The sequence below is a fragment of the Bacillus sp. ME78 genome, from assembly GCF_903970865.1.
Lineage (GTDB): Bacteria > Bacillota > Bacilli > Bacillales > Bacillaceae_G > Bacillus_A > Bacillus_A cereus.
The window spans coordinates 66,640-83,060 of sequence record NZ_CAJCKK010000003.1 but is presented as its reverse complement, the minus strand read 5'-3'; the positions used below and the strand labels follow the sequence as shown (position 1 = coordinate 83,060).

The window sequence follows — 16,421 nt, the reverse complement described above, 5'->3', positions numbered from 1 at the left end:
TATAAAACGCTTTCATTTTAACATGAGTAGTAAGAAGAAGATTTCAAATATATCACAATATATTAAAGGAATTGAGGGAGAACTACAATGAAAAAGATTACAAACAAACCAGAAACATTAGTAATGGAAATGTGTAACGGAATGGTTATGGCTCACCCAGAGCTTGAGCTTTTGAAAAAATATAAAGTAATTAAGAAGAAAGAAATGAACGAAAATAAAGTAACGTTAATTAGTGGAGGCGGTAGTGGTCACGAGCCGGCACATGCAGGATTAGTCGGAAAAGGAATGTTAGATGCGGCAGTGTGCGGAGATGTGTTTGCTTCTCCTTCGCAAATTCAAGTTTACCAAGCGATTAAAGAGACAGCTAGTAAAAAAGGTACGTTATTAATTATTAAAAATTATAGCGGCGATATTATGAATTTCAAAAACGGTGCGCATTTAGCGACGGAAGATGGAATTGAAGTCGACTACGTAAAAGTGGACGATGATATTGCGGTAGAAGATAGCCTATATACAGTAGGACGCCGCGGCGTTGCGGGAGTTATTTTAGTTCATAAAATTGCCGGCGCAGCAGCGGAAGCAGGTATGGATTTAGGAGCGGTGAAAGCTGTAGCAGAAAAAGCAGCGGCTAACGTGCGCACAATCGGTTTAGCGTTAACGTCTTGTACAGTTCCAGCGAGCGGATCACCTACTTTCACACTTGCAGAAGATGAAATGGAATACGGCGTAGGTATTCACGGCGAACCAGGAATTAAGCGTGAAAAAATGCTGTCGGCTGATGAATTAGCTAACCGTATGACAAATGATTTAATGAAAGATTTAGGAGTGAAAGATGGCGAGGAAATCGCACTTCTAGTTAACGGTTTTGGCGGAACACCACTTCAAGAACTTTACTTATTTAACAACGCAGTTACGAGAGAACTAGCAGCTAGAAACATTAAAATTAATAGAGTATTCGTCGGTAATTATATGACAAGTATTGATATGGCTGGTATGTCTTTAACGGTAATGAAGTTAGATGATGAGCTAAAAACATTACTATCTAAAGAATGTAATACACCTGCGTTTAAAGTAGATGGACCAGTTGAAAGTGTAGAGTACGTGAATGTGCTTGAAGAGACAGAAGAGAAGGAAGTTTCATTTGAAATAGAAACAGCGGAAGAGCACGCTGTTATTAAAAATAATGTCATTACATTAAACAACATGATTTATCTCGTTGATAAAATGAGCGATATTATTATTAAAAATGAAGTACCGTTTTGTGAGTTAGATACACATGCAGGTGACGGCGACTTCGGAATGAGTGTTGCAAAAGGATTTAAGCAATTAAAACGTGAGTGGCATTCTATTGTAGAACAAGAAAACGTAACGATCGGATCATTCCTTGACGGTTGCTCCATGATTATTATGGAATATTGCGGCGGCGCATCTGGTCCAATTTGGGGCGGAGCATTCCGCGCAGCTAGTAAAGCAGCGGGCGAAAAACGTGAGCTAACAGTGAAAGAATTCGCTGAAATGTTGCAAGCAGCACTGCAAGGCATACAATCTATCGGAGAAAGATCGTTCGGTAGAGGAGCAGTAGTTGGTGATAAAACGCTTGTTGACGCACTTGCTCCATGTGTAGACTCTTGGTTAGATAGCGCCTCAAACGAAGTCGACGTAAAAACTGCCTTTGAAAAAGGTGCAGAAGCAGCGGTTAAAGGAGCAGAGTACACGAAAGAAATCGTAGCTCGCATGGGCCGCGCTGGTACAGTTGGTGAAAGAAGTTTAGGATATCCAGATGCAGGTGCACATGCGCTTGGAGTTATCTTTACGGAGATTGCGGGTAGTTTGAAATAGGAATTAGAAAGTCCCCTCTGCCTTAAGGTGGAGGGATTTTTATATAGTTGATATGTAGAAGACTTCTTTCGGTTCTTTCTCAGTAAAATATGAGTTTGTTACTGTTTTTGATAAAATCTTATTTCAAAAATACAACTAATATTTCTCAACATTAATATATTGAAAATAGTTAGAATATTTAAGATAATCATTTGTGAAGAAGTAAATTATAAAAAAAGGGGGAATTTATTTTGTTACGTCGTTTATCTATTTGTACAGTACTAACAGCTTTTATATTTACTTTATTTACATTTAACGGCTCTGCTTTCGCGGCTACGAATACTACTGAAAATGAAACAGTAGTAGCAGCTTGTGCAAAGGGAGGTACGGTAGGTGTATATGGTGCAAAGATGCGCAGTGGTTATACTGTCGATTCACCTGTCTTACATACATTTAATGATGGTACGAAAATTACTGGAACATGGGTAACTGGTGAATATGTTCAAGGTCATTACAGTAATTCTAAACAGTGGTTAAAAGTTACATATAAAGGGATGACAGGTTATGTATCCCATACAACACTATATAACGTTTGCTCATAAAACTATGTACCATAATAGCTTTGGATATATTGAGCTAATCTCTTCTAGAGATTAGTTCTTTTTTATCTCTTAGTTTTTAATGGGGCATTTTTTGAAAAAGACCAACGATTCATTAAATCGATGGTCTTACGTTTATATAGTATTCATTTGTATCTATATCAAATTTTTCATTGCTTTTTGCTTATTTTAGACTTAGTTTGTTTGTGATTGCAGCTTATCAATTTTCCAGTATGTTTGTAGGGGGTCTAAAGAGCTTTCAATATAAAACATATATTCATCTACGGTATGTGGTACTTCAAAAGCTATTTTCAATTCTACCGTTTCATTTGGTTTAACTTGTATATCAGAAGGGTTTTGATCAAGCACCTTTCCTTTATAGATTTTTCCGTCTTTTTCATCTTTTAAGTTATATTTTAATTCTGATAGTCCAATCGTTTGACCTCGTACATTTTTTACAGAGACATTAACAATGACGGAATCGTTGCTAGCATTTAAATATGCACTTTGAACAGCGGCCAAGTAATAGCCTCCCTTAACACTCTCGCCAACTAATAAAATGCCTTGTTCCAAGCGGCTCATCTCTTCTTTTTCTTCAAAATTTATTAATTCTTCATTTTCATTTTTTGCGGTTGGTTCTTCTATTGGACCATTTTCAACGGCACTATCTGTTTTATCTTGTGTGCAAGCAGCCGTAACACTGACTAATACTAGAATGAAAGTAAGTAATATAGATAATTTTCTCATAAAATTTATCTGTCTCCTTAAGTTTCTCAATTTTGTGCAGCTATACATATAAGATTAACATAATGTCTCATTATTGGCTCAAAATAGGGGGTCTTTTAGACAACTTATTCTTTTTACTTTTAATATACATTCGATTGGTTCTCGCGATATTTGTTAATCTTTTAAAACATTGGCTTAGTAATACCGAGGGTTATTATAGATATATTAATCATGTAATTTGTCCATATCAAAATGAACGTTTTTTGCATCTAATATATTGTAAATATATTTTATTTTGAAAGGATGTGATTATATGGCCCATAAATCTACTGGAGTGTTTCGAGTTCCAGTCTCTGAAAATGGGATTATTCCAACTGCTCTCAACATTATGTTAAACAATGATTCACGTTGCCATACTAGTAATGTAACGGTAACTGTTAAGAGAAGTCGAAACACTTTTTTCCCAACTCAAAATGAATTAGTTGAAATCTCTCGTACTTTTGTTTCTTTAGAACCAAACAGAACAACTAAGATTGTGTTATTTACTCCAGAATTCCAAATAGAAGATTTTCTTGATGTCATCATTAGTGGAAATAAAGAGGATGTTAAGGATGTTCTTGTATATTCTTTCTTAGCAGATTCAGTAGGTCATAATCTGCCATCTACTGTTTTCAGAAATGCAGAATACACTTTTGCTTGCTGACACAGTGATGATGTATTCTTTACTGTCGTATATCTGAATTGAAATGTTGCAAACAGCACTTCAAGGCATATAATCTATCGTTGAAAGATCATTCGGCAGAGGAGCGGTAGTTGGTGAAAGAAGTTTAGGATATCCAGATGCAGGTGCACATACGCTTGGGGTTATCGTTACAGAAATTTTAGGTAGTTTGAAATAGAAATTAAAAGATCCCTTCTACCTTAAGGTGGAGGGGGTTTCTTAATATTGTTTTTTGATATATATTGCTAAATATGTTCCCATAATTCATTCTATTGTATTGAGAATAATGTCATCTACATCAAAAAACGGTTTATAAAAGGAACTAGTATTTGAAGAAGTTCCACCTCAAACATACTCCTATGCATATAAGTATGTTTGAGGTGGATTTATTAACGAATTTTATATATAGCATGAATGAAAATGGGATAAATAAAACAATGTTTCCTATTATGTTTTTAAGAATTAATTGAGCAGGTCCTTGTAAAAATAAAGAAAAGACACCAAAAGGTGCCTTCTGCCGACTTAAATTATTTTAATATTAGCGTTTTAAGTTTAAAAGCTATAGGGATTTTTTCTGTGGGATTTGTAAGTAGTTTTTACGAAATTATGAGTGTTTTTTATTTTGTAATTCAATAAGTTCATCTGGTAGCATTTTTGTATAATATTCTTTTTCTGTTAGTTCAAATATAAATAATGCTTTTTTCCAGTTATAAATAACATCTTCTACATTATGTTGTTTAATTTTTAATAATAACTGACCTTTTAAATAGAATAGTTCACCTAATAGGTATAACGTATTTAGATTAATTGCTAATTTGATGCCCTTATCAATGTATTTTATTGCCTCTTCATGTTGATATGTGAAGTCCAAAGATTTTGCTAAATTTAACATGATTTTCAACTTAATTTCTTTATCTCTAGGAAAATCTAACTTATTAAAATTACTTAAACATCTTTTTAATATATTAATACTTTTTTCATATTCTTTATTTTCCGCATAAAATATAGCCATTGTTTGCATAATATCTATTTCTCTTTCTGATAAAAAATCAGAATTAGTTAAAGTCAGTTTTAATGCATTATTTAGAAAATCTAAAGCAGTTTTTAATGATTTATCCACCATAAATATAGCAATTGCTTCATGCCATATTAGAAATTGTTTCTCTTCTTTTGTTTGAAAATTATTTAAGTTTTTCTCTTTTTTCACTATTTCATAAAGTTCTTTATATTGTTTTTGCTTTAAGCAATCTTTTATTACGTATTTTACATTTTCTACATATTTTAATCTTTTATTTTGAGTTAGTGCAAATATGTTATTCGGATCAATACCAAGTCTTTCTGATAATTGATATAACAATATACTAGATGGATAAATCATACCTTTTTCGATCTTACTAATTTGACTTTGTGAACATATTCCATGACATAATTCGGATTGTGATATATTTTTTTTAATTCTAAGTTCTTTAATGGTAATACCCAAATCGTTAAATTCCATTTTTCCACCTACTATTTAGCACTTTATTAATATAAGAACATTCTCTAACCTTAATGTAAAATTAATATAGTTGCAATTATTGTTTTAAAGGGCTTATCGTTTCTATAAGATGGTGAGATTTTTTTATGTACAAAAAAGACACCAAAAGGTGCCTTTCGCCGACTTGGACCACGTTCATTTAATATAAACCTATCTGTATTTTCACATGCTTCTCTAATCCCTCTATTTTACATTTGATAAAATAAAATCCTAATATTACCAATAATTAAATAAATATTTCTACATATTCAAGATATTTACATAAATTACAAAAGTGATACATTTAAGTTGTAAGCTATAAAAACTATTAAAGGGGGATTTATTATGTTCAGGAAATTAGTAGTAGGAGCAGTAGCAACAGGTATTGCATTAACAGGGGGAATTGGTGCAGCTTCAGCTGATACGCAAAAAGCTGTGAGCTCTCCGAAGCAAGCAACATGCTCAATTCCTTATGAGTATTCTAATGGTAAATTCAAAAGAACTCTTTATTACTCAAATGGAGTATATGCTAATAGTTTTAATGAAAATGTTTGTGGCGGGACGATTACGTGGTACTTAAAACATGTTCAAAATGGAGTTGCTTTTTACGAAGGTAATTTAAAATAGTAGATTTTTTGAACCTCATTTATTGAGGTTCTTTTATTTTTAGTTTTTAAACTGATTCTCTATAAAAAAGACACCCTAAGGTGCTTTTTGCGATTTGATCCATTGTAATATGGTGTTAAATTCCAGTCTGATTATTATTTTACCACGTTAAGTAGTTTCGGTTATTGAGAAAAAATACAACTCATTGTTTGAATGCGAAAAAGCCCTAGGGGGACTAGGACTTTTTGCTAGAATGAATAAGATTTAAAAAAGGACTTATATAACGTAACATATGAATGTTTCGTAAATGTGTCAAAAAAGTGAACAAAAGCGTTAATTTTAATAAAAAAAGCTCCGCGATAAAAGCTACGGAGCTTCATAAGGTCGAGTTATGTCGTACTCACAAGGGATTTTAACATGAATGTTGTGGTAAAAATACTGGTAAATTTATCCCATAAAACGCCCGCTGATTAGAGTTTCACTTCATTCGAAGGAATTTATGTTTTATAAATTAGATTATAATAGTTGATATTCTCCATATTGACCAGAAAAGAACTAAAAATTCTAGTGAAATTCCAAGTGTTCGTTTCCTAGTTTTTTGAAATTCTTTTATTAAATAGCCAACAGCACTAATTGCTATAAGAATGAAAAGAATAAGTTCGAGTGTAACTGGCATTTTATCTACTCCTAATACATTAATTTGTTATATAGAGATTATAAGATATTTTTGCGGCTAGTGGTGAAAAATTTAATAAAACTATCTCTAATGGAGTTTTGTTTGAACTTCTAAAAGTATTTGTGAAAACCATTGTACGTAAAATTTCTGCGTATGTTTTTAGGAAACAAATTTTAGAAAAAGATAACAAAAACCCCACTCCTCGTCGTCGGCGGAAGCAAAAGGGTGGGTTTCGTAAAAAATAAATGAGTCCTAATGGATATAATGTACAAAAGAAAAGAGGCTTTCTTATGAAAGGATAGACTTTCATGTGTCATCACTATTAATAATGATGTGTTATTTTTATATAGAAACGAATAAGGAACAGAACAAGTTATAGTTTAAAGGGATAAAATGGTGGGATTGTATTGAGAAATTTTTTTGAAACAACAATATTCAGAAAATTAAAAGTTTTACTGGAAGATTTTTGTTATTATGTTAGTAATCTATAGACAAAGGAGAAGGGGCTATATGAGTGTACATGTAATAAAAAAGGAAGAAATCAATTTACTTTTACATGAGTGGTATAGAGAAATTCGTTCACAGAATTTCTCTAAGGCAAAGGAATTAAAACAAAGTATTGATACAAAAGTTAATAGTATGGAAGAAGATCGAAAGAATACAGAGTTTTATTCACTTGTAGATTTTAGATTTAAAATGTTAAGTGCAGAGTTTTATCCCCATCAATCTGACATATCTAAGAATGATCTAAGAAAAATGAAGTTAGATGAAGCTCCATCAGATGAATCTTTATTATATTATTACCATTTCTTTAAGGCTTCTCATGCTACAGTAAACGGTGATTTTAAAGTGGCTGAAAAGCATTATGGAATAGCAGAATCTTTGTTGGGAAATATTCAAGATCCAATCGAAAAAGCAGAATTTAACTTTAAGCTATCAAGCTATTATTATCACGTTTGCCAGCCTATTTTAGTAATTCAATATGCAACTAGAGCAAGGAATACATTTGAAGGGCTGTACGGGTATAGCAGGAAGGTGGCAGCATGTGACAATGTTCTGGGTTTAGCATGTGTAAAGCTAAATGAATTTGAACAAGCAGAAGTTTATTTCATGTCGTCTCTGGATATTTTGAAAAAGCAGAATGAAGAGGAGCTAATGTTACGAGTTCGACATAGTTTAGGGGTTATGTATGCAGAGCAAAACCTATCTGATTTAGCACTTCGTTACTTATCAGAAGTATCACAAAAAATTCCGAATCACTTTAGAGCGATTTTTTTGGAAGCTAGAGAGAATTTAAAGTTAGGAAAGACAAAGCTTGCAGCGTCCTTAATTGAAAAAGGATTAATAATTTGTAATGAACTGGAACAAAAAGAATATGAACATCATTTTACAATTCTAAAAGAAATGAATGAGAATGTTTCTGCTGAAGAATTAGAGTTAGCCATTTCTAAAGGAATTTCTTTCTTTAATGAAGTAGGTTTATGGCAATATGTCCAGGAATATGCTGAAAAATTAGCGGTTAAATATCATGAAGAAGGAAATTCAATAAAATCTAGTGAATACTTCTATTTAGGATATAAAGAAAAAGAAAAAGGTTTTCAGAAAGGGGCTTTAAAATGAAAAGGATCATCAGCAGTTCAATTGGATTAATAATTACGGTCATACTATTAAATGGAGTAAATGTTTCAACGGACCAATCAAAGGTCAATACAACAAGTGTTATACAATATACGCATGGAGAGCCGTGGGGCTGAAGAAATATTGAAGTATAAAGAGTTGTTAGATCGAAGGATGATTACCGAAGAAGAGTTCTAAGTGAAGAAAAAGTAATTAATAAGTATATAAATAAAAAAACGCTCAGATGAGCGTTTTTTATTTATATATTCGCAAGTAAAATAACATAATATCACTATGAATCCTTATAACAATATGAATTTTTGCATATTTTAAAATTCAATATATCCCTTAAAAACTTTTAATTGTATAATATATTTTGTCATATTTTTAGATTTTTCGACATAAACCAACAAAAATAGAGAACGTATTGGGAGAAGACATTATGTATACAAAACTATTAAAATCAATTACATCATTATCACTTATTGGTGGTGCGTTGTTATATACAAATGGTAGCGATGTAAAAGCTGCTGAAGTGGGTGTTTTTTCTGATGTGCCGACATCACATTGGTCATATCCTGCGATTAAAGATTTAGCGAGTAAGAATATTATTTCCGGTTATGGAAATGGGATATTTGGTTTTGGAGATGTTGCGACAAGGGAGCAAGTTGCGGCTTTAATTTATCGAGTGTTAGTACCGAATAAACAAGGCGGTTCGTTTAGTAATGATGGAACTCGTTACGTATTAAAGGATGGGTCTACGTTTAAAAATCCTTACGGTGATATTAATCAAAGTTCTACAATGTTTCCAGAAGAGGTATTAACTTTAACGAATTTAGGAGTTTTTAAAGGTGATGAAAATGGCCAATTTAGACCGAAAGCTTCTGTGAGTCGTGCGGAAATGGCACAAATTCTTACAAATGCTTTCCATCTTGCGGCAAAACAAAAACATACCTTTAAGGATGTTCCAAATCCATTTTGGGCAGAAAACGCAATTAGTGCAGTGCAGTCAAATGGAATCGCAGATGGCACAGGGAACGGGAATTTTGAACCGTATGGCACAGTAACACGTGAACAGTATGCGCAGTTTTTATATAAAACTTTGAAGTATAAAAATGCTGATGTGAAAGACACAGGAGATGCGGCATTATTAACAGCTTTTAAAGAGGAAGTACAAAAGCGTATTAATACATACGAGACAAATATTACACTTCCATATAAAACGAAAAACAATAATACAAACGAAGTGATGAATACACTTTTTAACGCATATAAAGAAGTTGCAAGTAAAAATGAGTATACAAATAATAATAGATCGAATGTTTCATATGGACTTTCTGGATCACCTGGAAATTATACATTTACGCTTAAGATTACATATCGTGAAACGAAAGAACAGACGGAATATGTCATGAAACAAGCGAAAGCAATCGTTTCTTCTATTACTCAAGTTGGAATGGATGATCACGAAAAAGTGAAGGCGATTCATGATTACGTAGTAAAACATGTTTCTTATGATACGTCTTATAAAGCTTACACAGCATATGAAGCACTAGTAAATCGTTCTGCGGTTTGCCAAGGTTACGCACTATTAACGTATCAATTATTAAAAGAAGCAGGAATTGAAAATCATTTCGTGACAGGAACTGGGGACGGACAACCTCATGCTTGGAATTTAGTGAAAATCGAAAATAAATGGTATCACCTTGATACAACATTCGATGATCCGGTTCCAGATGAACAGGGCCGCGTAACGTATTCGTATTTCAATTTATCAGATGAACAAATCGCAAGAAATCATGAGTGGAACCGCGGAGACTATCCGCAAGCTACAACAAATTATTATAGTACACTGACAAACAAAATTGCGGCAGGTAGTACGAAAACGCCTGCATATCAGCAAATATTAAAAGATACAAAGTTAAACTATTTAGGAACTGAATATATCGCAAACAACTATACCGAATTAAAAAATAAAATGCAGCAGCGCTATAGTGCGAAACCAGAGAAAATTGAAGTGCTGTACAAGCAATCAATGAATGGTGCACTGCAAGATGTGAAAAAGGCAATTGGCGAAATCGATTATCCGCAAGGGGCAAATCGAGTTTCTTATAAAGCGGAGCCTTACAATGCGAAAGAAGGGTATTCTTTAGTGACGATTACGTTTACGTATTAAAAGCAACCTAGATCCTATAGGATCTAGGTTGTTTTTTTATTATTCTTCGACAAAACATGACAATATATAGATAAATTCTTTGCTACTATGAGATGAGAAATCTTACATTAAAAAAACTGTTTAAAATAACTAATGCAGATAGGCGGAAAAAAATGAACCGAAAGTTACTAATGGCATTAACATGCGGTACATTGCTTATGAGAATGGCTGCTTGTAGCTCAAATGAGAAGACTACAACTGAATCAAAACCTAAACAAGAAGAAAAGGTTCAGGAAAAACCGAAAGTTCAAACCATTCAAAAGCAGCAAAAAGATAGTGATGTAGTAAGTGAAGATGAACTCTCTAAAGCGGCACAGTCGATTGGTGAAATCCAAAACGAGCAAACTATAAATGATATGATGATACATATGTCTTTACAAAAACTCACATTCAATGGGAATAATCTTCATGTTTCCGGTACCCGTGATGTAGGGCGATTTCAAATGACGAAAGAAAACATTCAATACTTAAAAAACAACTTAAATGTTATTAATAATAATGAAAGACCAAAATATGAATCTATACTGAACAAATGGTATGGTGGAGATTTCGAATCTGTAGTTAAAGACTTTGAAGAAATTCATTATTTACGTTCAGGAAAAAAGCAAAGTATGGAGGGATCTAAACTAGCTAAAAAAACTGATAGTGATGAAAAAGAATTTATTCTCCATTTCTTTGGTCAAGAAGGATTGGATATCCATAATAAAGAGTGGAAACAGGGTGAGTTATAGAAGTAAAACTGAATTTCTCTTCATTAGGAAGTACAATGTTTTACGGAACAAAAAAATGATGAAATTCCCTTAAATATAGTCCCATTGGGAGGTTGTCTATACTGAGATTCAATAGATACACAGTAATGCTTATCTTTCTAGCCATTGGCACAAATGCTGCATTATCTATGTGGATTAAGCAGGGACTTTTAGGTGTCATCAATGCTATTATTTTCTTGTTAACCGCTGCACGGACTACAAAATGAACTAATACAGAAGATTAGCACAAATAAAACATTGTATTTCTCAATAAACAAAACAACTTAATGTGGTAAAATAATAGTTGGACTGGAGTCTAATACATATTATTAAAATTAAGATGGTTCAAGTCGGAGGAAGGCACCTTAAGGTGTCTATTCTTTTTTATAAAAAAGAAAATTGTACTTTTAAACGCATTTTAAATACAAAATAACCGATTCCTTATACGTTAAGAAACCGGTTATTTATTTCCCTACTTTTTAGAGGGCTTTTTCTTGTAATGGTTTTAAATGATTGATTTAAGGTTATACACTTAAATCATAAATAAAAGATAGAGTAAAAACTATATAAGAAATAAATGTAACGAAAACAAGAAAACATATAAACTGAGAATTAGATACATACTGTTCTATTCTTTTTTTTATGTTAATTCGTATTATTTTTCAAATGTGAAGTATCAATTGGAATTTGAGCTTTCCAAGATCCAATTACTTTTCCAATTCTAGTTATATTTACGTCTAAAGTAAGAGGCTGTTTAAAAACGTCTTTTTCTTCAGTAGTTATAACAAATGTAGCAACACCTTCAGGTTTATCATTATCACGAATGCCGACATCATTTAATTTTTTACCTGCTGCCATAAGTTCAAAAGGAAGACGATCATCTGAATCATGGATAAATGATAGTCTCCCATCATGTTTAATCTCAGGGTTTTCCTCTTGTTGCCCATTAATTTTACCATCACTTTCAAGATCTAATCCTGATGTATCAAATTCAAAGGGTACTAAACTTCCGTCAGCTTTTTCTATTCTATAATGAACTGATATACGTGAATCTGCGATAAATAATTCTTTGAGATGTACAGTAATACCTTGATCTGTAATTTTTTCATCAATAGTAATATATTTACCATTCTTCATCATATCTTGTGTGACGCCATTTTTATCTGTTATTCCTTCATTTACAACTTTATCATTTGTAATTGCATCAGAAAAATATGAAGCAACATTTGTAGCCGCTACTTGTACTTGTGGAATCATTGCTGTTGTGAAAAGTGCTGCTGCAGCTACTGCTGTATAAATGAAACGTTTTGATTTTTTACTCATGTTTGTAAAGATTCCCTTCTTTTGTTGCTTTTTGTGATTTATATTAGAAACATTGTCTAACTTGGAACGACTTTCAAATGTTTTCCATGCTTGTTCTATATCAATTTTGATTTCTTGTGGTGAATTTGCAGATTCTTCATCTAGCATTACGTTTTCCCATTGATTTAATTTACTAATTTCTATTAATAAATCTTGGCATGCTTCACATGTATCTAGGTGCTTTGTGAATTCCTTTCTTATATCATGAGAAAGTTCTCCGTCAATATATGTTTGAATAAACCCGATATCATAACATTTCATTTGTTATGCCTCCTCCATTTGTTTATAAATCTTGCGAAATTTCATTTTGGCTCGGACTAATAATGTTCCAATAGAAGATATTTCAATTTGAAGTACTTCTGCAATTTCTTTATATTGAAAACCAGAGAATTTCATTAGTAAAAGGGTTCGTTCTCGATCATTCATTTTATTTAGTATCGTTTGGACCTTTGTAATTTCTTCTTTTCTTATCCAATCATCGTCTAATGATGAAACATTTTGTACTTCATGGTATTGTATTTCTTTATCAATCTTCGCTTGCTGCCTTTTTTTAAATCGAAAATGGTTATAAGCTACATAAGTAGAAGATTTAATTAACCATCCAGGTATGTTTTCAATTCCTTTCCAATCGCTACGATATAATTGTAAAAATACTTCTTGTACTAACTCTTCAGCGATAGATTGATCTTTAACAATCCAGATGATCTGTTTCACAGCGTAAGCATAGTACTGCTTAAATAAATCTTCAAAGGTCATATCAGAAGCATGACTTTCTTCATTTTCTATGGTTAACATGTTCGTTTAAACCTCACTTTCAATTTGATACCTGTATTATAGAGAAACCAGAAAAACAGATTTTGTGACAGTTTTTCTGGATATTTTTTTATATTTTTTATTATGTACTAAAAAAAGCATTCAGCTGATTAAAAGATAAATGAAAACATAAAAACTATAATTCTTACAGTAGTTGTTTATTAATGTACAAGAAAACAGTTAGTTTGTTGCCAAATTGCATCTAAACGTACGATTTTCTTTTTTCTAAATGAGAGTCTTGCCTTAAAGAAGATGAAAAGTTAATGGATGATTACCATGAATATATAGATAAAGTTCATCCATATATTTGTAGAAAGGAGGAATTCAAATGAAGAGAGATGATAATAAGATTGGTCACTTTATATCGGAAAAAGGGAAGGAAGATTTTCAAATTGCTTACGATGAATCAATGGCACTCCTTCCAAAACCTAACGATACGAAAGATATAAAAACGAAATATGGCACAATTCGTGCTTATTATTTTACTAAAGAGGAAAACAAACATAAGGAACCAATACTCTTACTCCCTGGACGTGGTGCATCTACTCCAATGTGGGTACCTAATTTAGAAGGTCTAAGAGAAAAAAGGCCTGTTTACACGATAGATTTACTAGGTGAACCTGGAATGAGTGTGCAAACGAAGGTGATTGAAAACCAAAAACAACAAGCAGAATGGTTAAATGAAGTAATTGGAGGATTAGGTTTAGAAAGAGTGCATATCGTAGGTGTCTCCATTGGAGGTTGGACAACAATGAACTTGGCCAGATATAATCCTGAGCATATTGCTACGGCTAGTTTATTAGATCCAGTCTTTGTATTTGCGCAAATATCCATAAAAATGATTCTGGCATCTATTCCAGCTTCCGTTCCTATTGTACCTAAGTTTTTAAGAGAAAAGATGTTAAGCTATGTTTCTGGAGGAGCAGAAGCAAGTGACGATGAGCCTATCGCTAAGTTAATCGAGTCGGGTATGCGTAACTATAAACTGAAAACACCAGCGCCTGATTTATTTAGTAAAGAAGACTTAAAAAGTATTGATATTCCAGTGCTTGCACTTATGGCTGAAAAAAGTACAATGCACAATTCGGTAAAAGCAGTTGAAACTGGAAAAAAATACGTTAAAGATATTGATATAGTTAATTGGAAAAATGCATCTCACGCAATCAATGGTGAGTTCTCTAACGAGGTTAATGCTAGGATCCTTGATTTTGTAGAAAAGCATTCTAAGAATAACTAAGTTGAAGGTGGAAAATATGTTGTCATAACAACTTCATCTCTATATAGCTATTTAAGGGATTTAGCTCATTTTTTATTTTGGCATATTTTAATTCTTCTATTTTCATGAATATGTATAATTACATAAAATTTCAGTGGAAAAGAGAGTATACTTTCATATTGTGTAATAAAGATAAAGCCCGCCTACGGAAATAGGCGGGCTTTTTTTACTTATAAAGAAAAGACAACCTTTAAGGTGTCTTTCTTCGATTTGAAACATTTTACTAGGTTAAGTTTTTGTGATAATGAACTCTTTTAATTGGAATGAACCTACGCAGTACATCACTTTATTCTTAAGCATCATTCTCAACAAAAGTGAAGATTTTCATTATCTTTTTAACTACAAAGGGTAATAATTTAGAAGCTAAAAATGCAAGTACGAAAGCAATTCCCCATGTTTTCATCCATGATTTGAGAAATAAAGCTGTATATCCAACATTCATTGAAACCATGACGAAAGAGATAATACTAGATATACCTAAAATCATTAAGATATTAAAAATTAATGGTTCAAATTTTTTATTGATTTTCAAAATTAACACCTATTTTCTATATATGCTTTGCTGCCCGATTTCACCAACATCTAATCTTACAGTTTGAAATCTAGGTTGTCCAGTTTGTTTTACTTTTCTGCAATAGCAATATTATATGGAATAGAGTTTCACCATATTGCTATTAAACTAAAATTTTAAGATTGCACCTAAACGAAATTTATAGTATCGAAGTTCATTTTGGAGGGGGGATGTAATACTACATCTTACACTTAAACTGCACATTGCGTATTTTTTATGAAGAAAAGACACTCATATAAAAGTGTCTTTTCCGATAGTTTTTTAGCAGAAGCAAGCAGCTCCAACGATGATTAATAAAATGAACAATACAACTAATAAAGCAAATCCTCCAGCGAAGCCACAGCCACCACAACTACCACCAAAGCCCATAACAGTTCCTCCTTTTAATAGGAAGGGAAAACCAAAAGGGGTCACTCATGTGTTTTAACGGATTCCATTTACTTTATGCTTTTACGAATGAATGGAGCAGGTCCTTTTCAAAATAGATTTATCCCGCTATTTGTCGGGGAGTAAGACCTCGATTGATGAGGGCAGAATATATTCTTAGAAGGAATTCAAAGGCAAAATAGGAGAGTCTATATCATTCTTTAAAAGCGAATAAATGAAAAATAAAATATCCAAAAATATAGATAGAAATCCGCTTTTATACCTTTCAATAAAAGAATACTAGCATTATATATTATAAGGAATACTTGTCCTTAATTGTAAATGAAAGGGGGGAATTGGTATGAGTTATGGCTATGGTCACCCTCCAAAAAAATGCTGTGAACATCATAATGAAACTTTATCAACGGGTATATTACGTAGACATTCCGCTACGTTATTTCTTACTGTGGATGCTATGAATGTTGATCCTGACGATACTCGTAGAGTAACTGTTGAAATGTTTGATTGGTCATCTGGTTCTCCGGTATTGTTACCATTAATAGACCCTTCAACGCAAACATTGCCACCTAATCGATATGTTACTTTTCGTTCAGCAGCTCTTCCTCCAGCACTTTTTGCTTATGAAGTAAGAATCATTCGTCCGAAAGATAGAGATGTTGTTACGAATGTTTTTGGTCTTAGTGCAATCGTATTTAACCCACAAGAAGGAAATAATGTTTTACAACATGATTTAGCAAAATTAGACCTTAAATAGCTTTTATAAAAGTCT

The 16,421-nt window shown here is 32.5% G+C and carries 17 protein-coding genes; 11 read left to right on the top strand and 6 right to left on the bottom strand.

All coding sequences use genetic code 11. The features are described 5' to 3' along the window. Positions 1-87 precede the first annotated feature (87 nt). Together dhaK and H6481_RS05940 are read left to right on the top strand one after the other, a co-directional pair. Positions 88-1,839 carry a dihydroxyacetone kinase subunit DhaK gene (dhaK, locus tag H6481_RS05945; RefSeq protein WP_182811172.1) on the top strand — a complete coding sequence of 584 codons (1,752 nt, stop codon included), beginning with the start codon at positions 88-90 and terminating at the stop codon, positions 1,837-1,839. Between the two features lie 230 nt (positions 1,840-2,069). Next, entirely contained in the window at positions 2,070-2,420 is a 351-nt protein-coding gene (locus tag H6481_RS05940) for an SH3 domain-containing protein (protein ID WP_000946195.1), read from the top strand. Positions 2,421-2,612: 192 nt separating this feature from the next. On the opposite strand, the gene H6481_RS05935 is transcribed toward H6481_RS05940, so the two are convergent. After that, positions 2,613-3,164, bottom strand: a complete 552-nt coding sequence (locus H6481_RS05935) for a DUF4352 domain-containing protein (protein ID WP_001228903.1) — start codon at positions 3,162-3,164, stop codon at positions 2,613-2,615. Between the two features lie 292 nt (positions 3,165-3,456). Between H6481_RS05935 and H6481_RS05930 the strand changes: the two genes are divergently transcribed. Together H6481_RS05930 and H6481_RS28755 are read left to right on the top strand one after the other, a co-directional pair. Continuing rightward, a complete protein-coding gene (locus H6481_RS05930; RefSeq protein ID WP_000940659.1) occupies positions 3,457-3,846 on the top strand; it encodes a hypothetical protein in 390 nt (129 codons plus the stop codon). Positions 3,847-3,922: 76 nt separating this feature from the next. Further along, positions 3,923-4,042 (top strand): DAK2 domain-containing protein, encoded by a 120-nt coding sequence (locus H6481_RS28755; protein WP_071731883.1) that lies wholly within the window; start codon positions 3,923-3,925, stop codon positions 4,040-4,042. A gap of 426 nt (positions 4,043-4,468) precedes the next feature. On the opposite strand, the gene H6481_RS05920 is transcribed toward H6481_RS28755, so the two are convergent. Next, positions 4,469-5,362, bottom strand: a complete 894-nt coding sequence (locus tag H6481_RS05920) for a helix-turn-helix domain-containing protein (RefSeq protein WP_016082633.1) — start codon at positions 5,360-5,362, stop codon at positions 4,469-4,471. Between the two features lie 363 nt (positions 5,363-5,725). Here H6481_RS05920 and H6481_RS05915 point away from each other — a divergent pair, with 363 nt between their 5' ends. The 5 genes from H6481_RS05915 to H6481_RS05895 all read left to right on the top strand — a co-directional run bounded on the left by H6481_RS05915 (position 5,726) and on the right by H6481_RS05895 (position 11,225). After that, on the top strand, positions 5,726-6,007 hold the full coding sequence (locus H6481_RS05915; RefSeq protein ID WP_000488870.1) for an LCI fold-containing protein: 282 nt from the start codon (positions 5,726-5,728) through the stop codon (positions 6,005-6,007). A 1,165-nt stretch (positions 6,008-7,172) separates the two neighbouring features. Further along, positions 7,173-8,282, top strand: a complete 1,110-nt coding sequence (locus H6481_RS05910; protein WP_016082632.1) for a RapH N-terminal domain-containing protein — start codon at positions 7,173-7,175, stop codon at positions 8,280-8,282. Then, positions 8,279-8,416 carry a Phr family secreted Rap phosphatase inhibitor gene (locus H6481_RS05905; RefSeq protein ID WP_071731857.1) on the top strand — a complete coding sequence of 46 codons (138 nt, stop codon included), beginning with the start codon at positions 8,279-8,281 and terminating at the stop codon, positions 8,414-8,416. Before H6481_RS05910 ends, H6481_RS05905 begins: the two co-directional genes overlap by 4 nt. 305 nt (positions 8,417-8,721) lie before the next feature. Further along, entirely contained in the window at positions 8,722-10,455 is a 1,734-nt protein-coding gene (locus H6481_RS05900; protein ID WP_078400449.1) for an S-layer homology domain-containing protein, read from the top strand. A 152-nt stretch (positions 10,456-10,607) separates the two neighbouring features. Further along, complete coding sequence (locus tag H6481_RS05895; protein WP_071731859.1) at positions 10,608-11,225, top strand: DUF6241 domain-containing protein; 618 nt, start codon at positions 10,608-10,610, stop codon at positions 11,223-11,225. 663 nt (positions 11,226-11,888) lie between these two features. Here the strand turns inward: H6481_RS05895 and H6481_RS05890 are convergent. Further along, positions 11,889-12,866 (bottom strand): DUF4179 domain-containing protein, encoded by a 978-nt coding sequence (locus H6481_RS05890; protein ID WP_182811170.1) that lies wholly within the window; start codon positions 12,864-12,866, stop codon positions 11,889-11,891. 3 nt (positions 12,867-12,869) lie between these two features. Further along, a complete protein-coding gene (locus H6481_RS05885; protein ID WP_182811168.1) occupies positions 12,870-13,400 on the bottom strand; it encodes an RNA polymerase sigma factor SigX in 531 nt (176 codons plus the stop codon). A gap of 346 nt (positions 13,401-13,746) precedes the next feature. On the opposite strand from H6481_RS05885, the gene H6481_RS05880 reads away from it, so the two are divergent. Beyond that, positions 13,747-14,655 carry an alpha/beta hydrolase gene (locus H6481_RS05880; protein ID WP_182811166.1) on the top strand — a complete coding sequence of 303 codons (909 nt, stop codon included), beginning with the start codon at positions 13,747-13,749 and terminating at the stop codon, positions 14,653-14,655. Between the two features lie 331 nt (positions 14,656-14,986). On the opposite strand, the gene H6481_RS05875 is transcribed toward H6481_RS05880, so the two are convergent. Beyond that, on the bottom strand, positions 14,987-15,226 hold the full coding sequence (locus tag H6481_RS05875) for a DUF2798 domain-containing protein (RefSeq protein ID WP_000700226.1): 240 nt from the start codon (positions 15,224-15,226) through the stop codon (positions 14,987-14,989). A 300-nt stretch (positions 15,227-15,526) separates the two neighbouring features. Next, complete coding sequence (locus H6481_RS05870; protein WP_000505670.1) at positions 15,527-15,634, bottom strand: YjcZ family sporulation protein; 108 nt, start codon at positions 15,632-15,634, stop codon at positions 15,527-15,529. A 358-nt stretch (positions 15,635-15,992) separates the two neighbouring features. Here H6481_RS05870 and H6481_RS05865 point away from each other — a divergent pair, with 358 nt between their 5' ends. Then, complete coding sequence (locus H6481_RS05865; RefSeq protein WP_000120208.1) at positions 15,993-16,406, top strand: hypothetical protein; 414 nt, start codon at positions 15,993-15,995, stop codon at positions 16,404-16,406. The last annotated feature ends 15 nt before the right edge of the window (positions 16,407-16,421 follow it).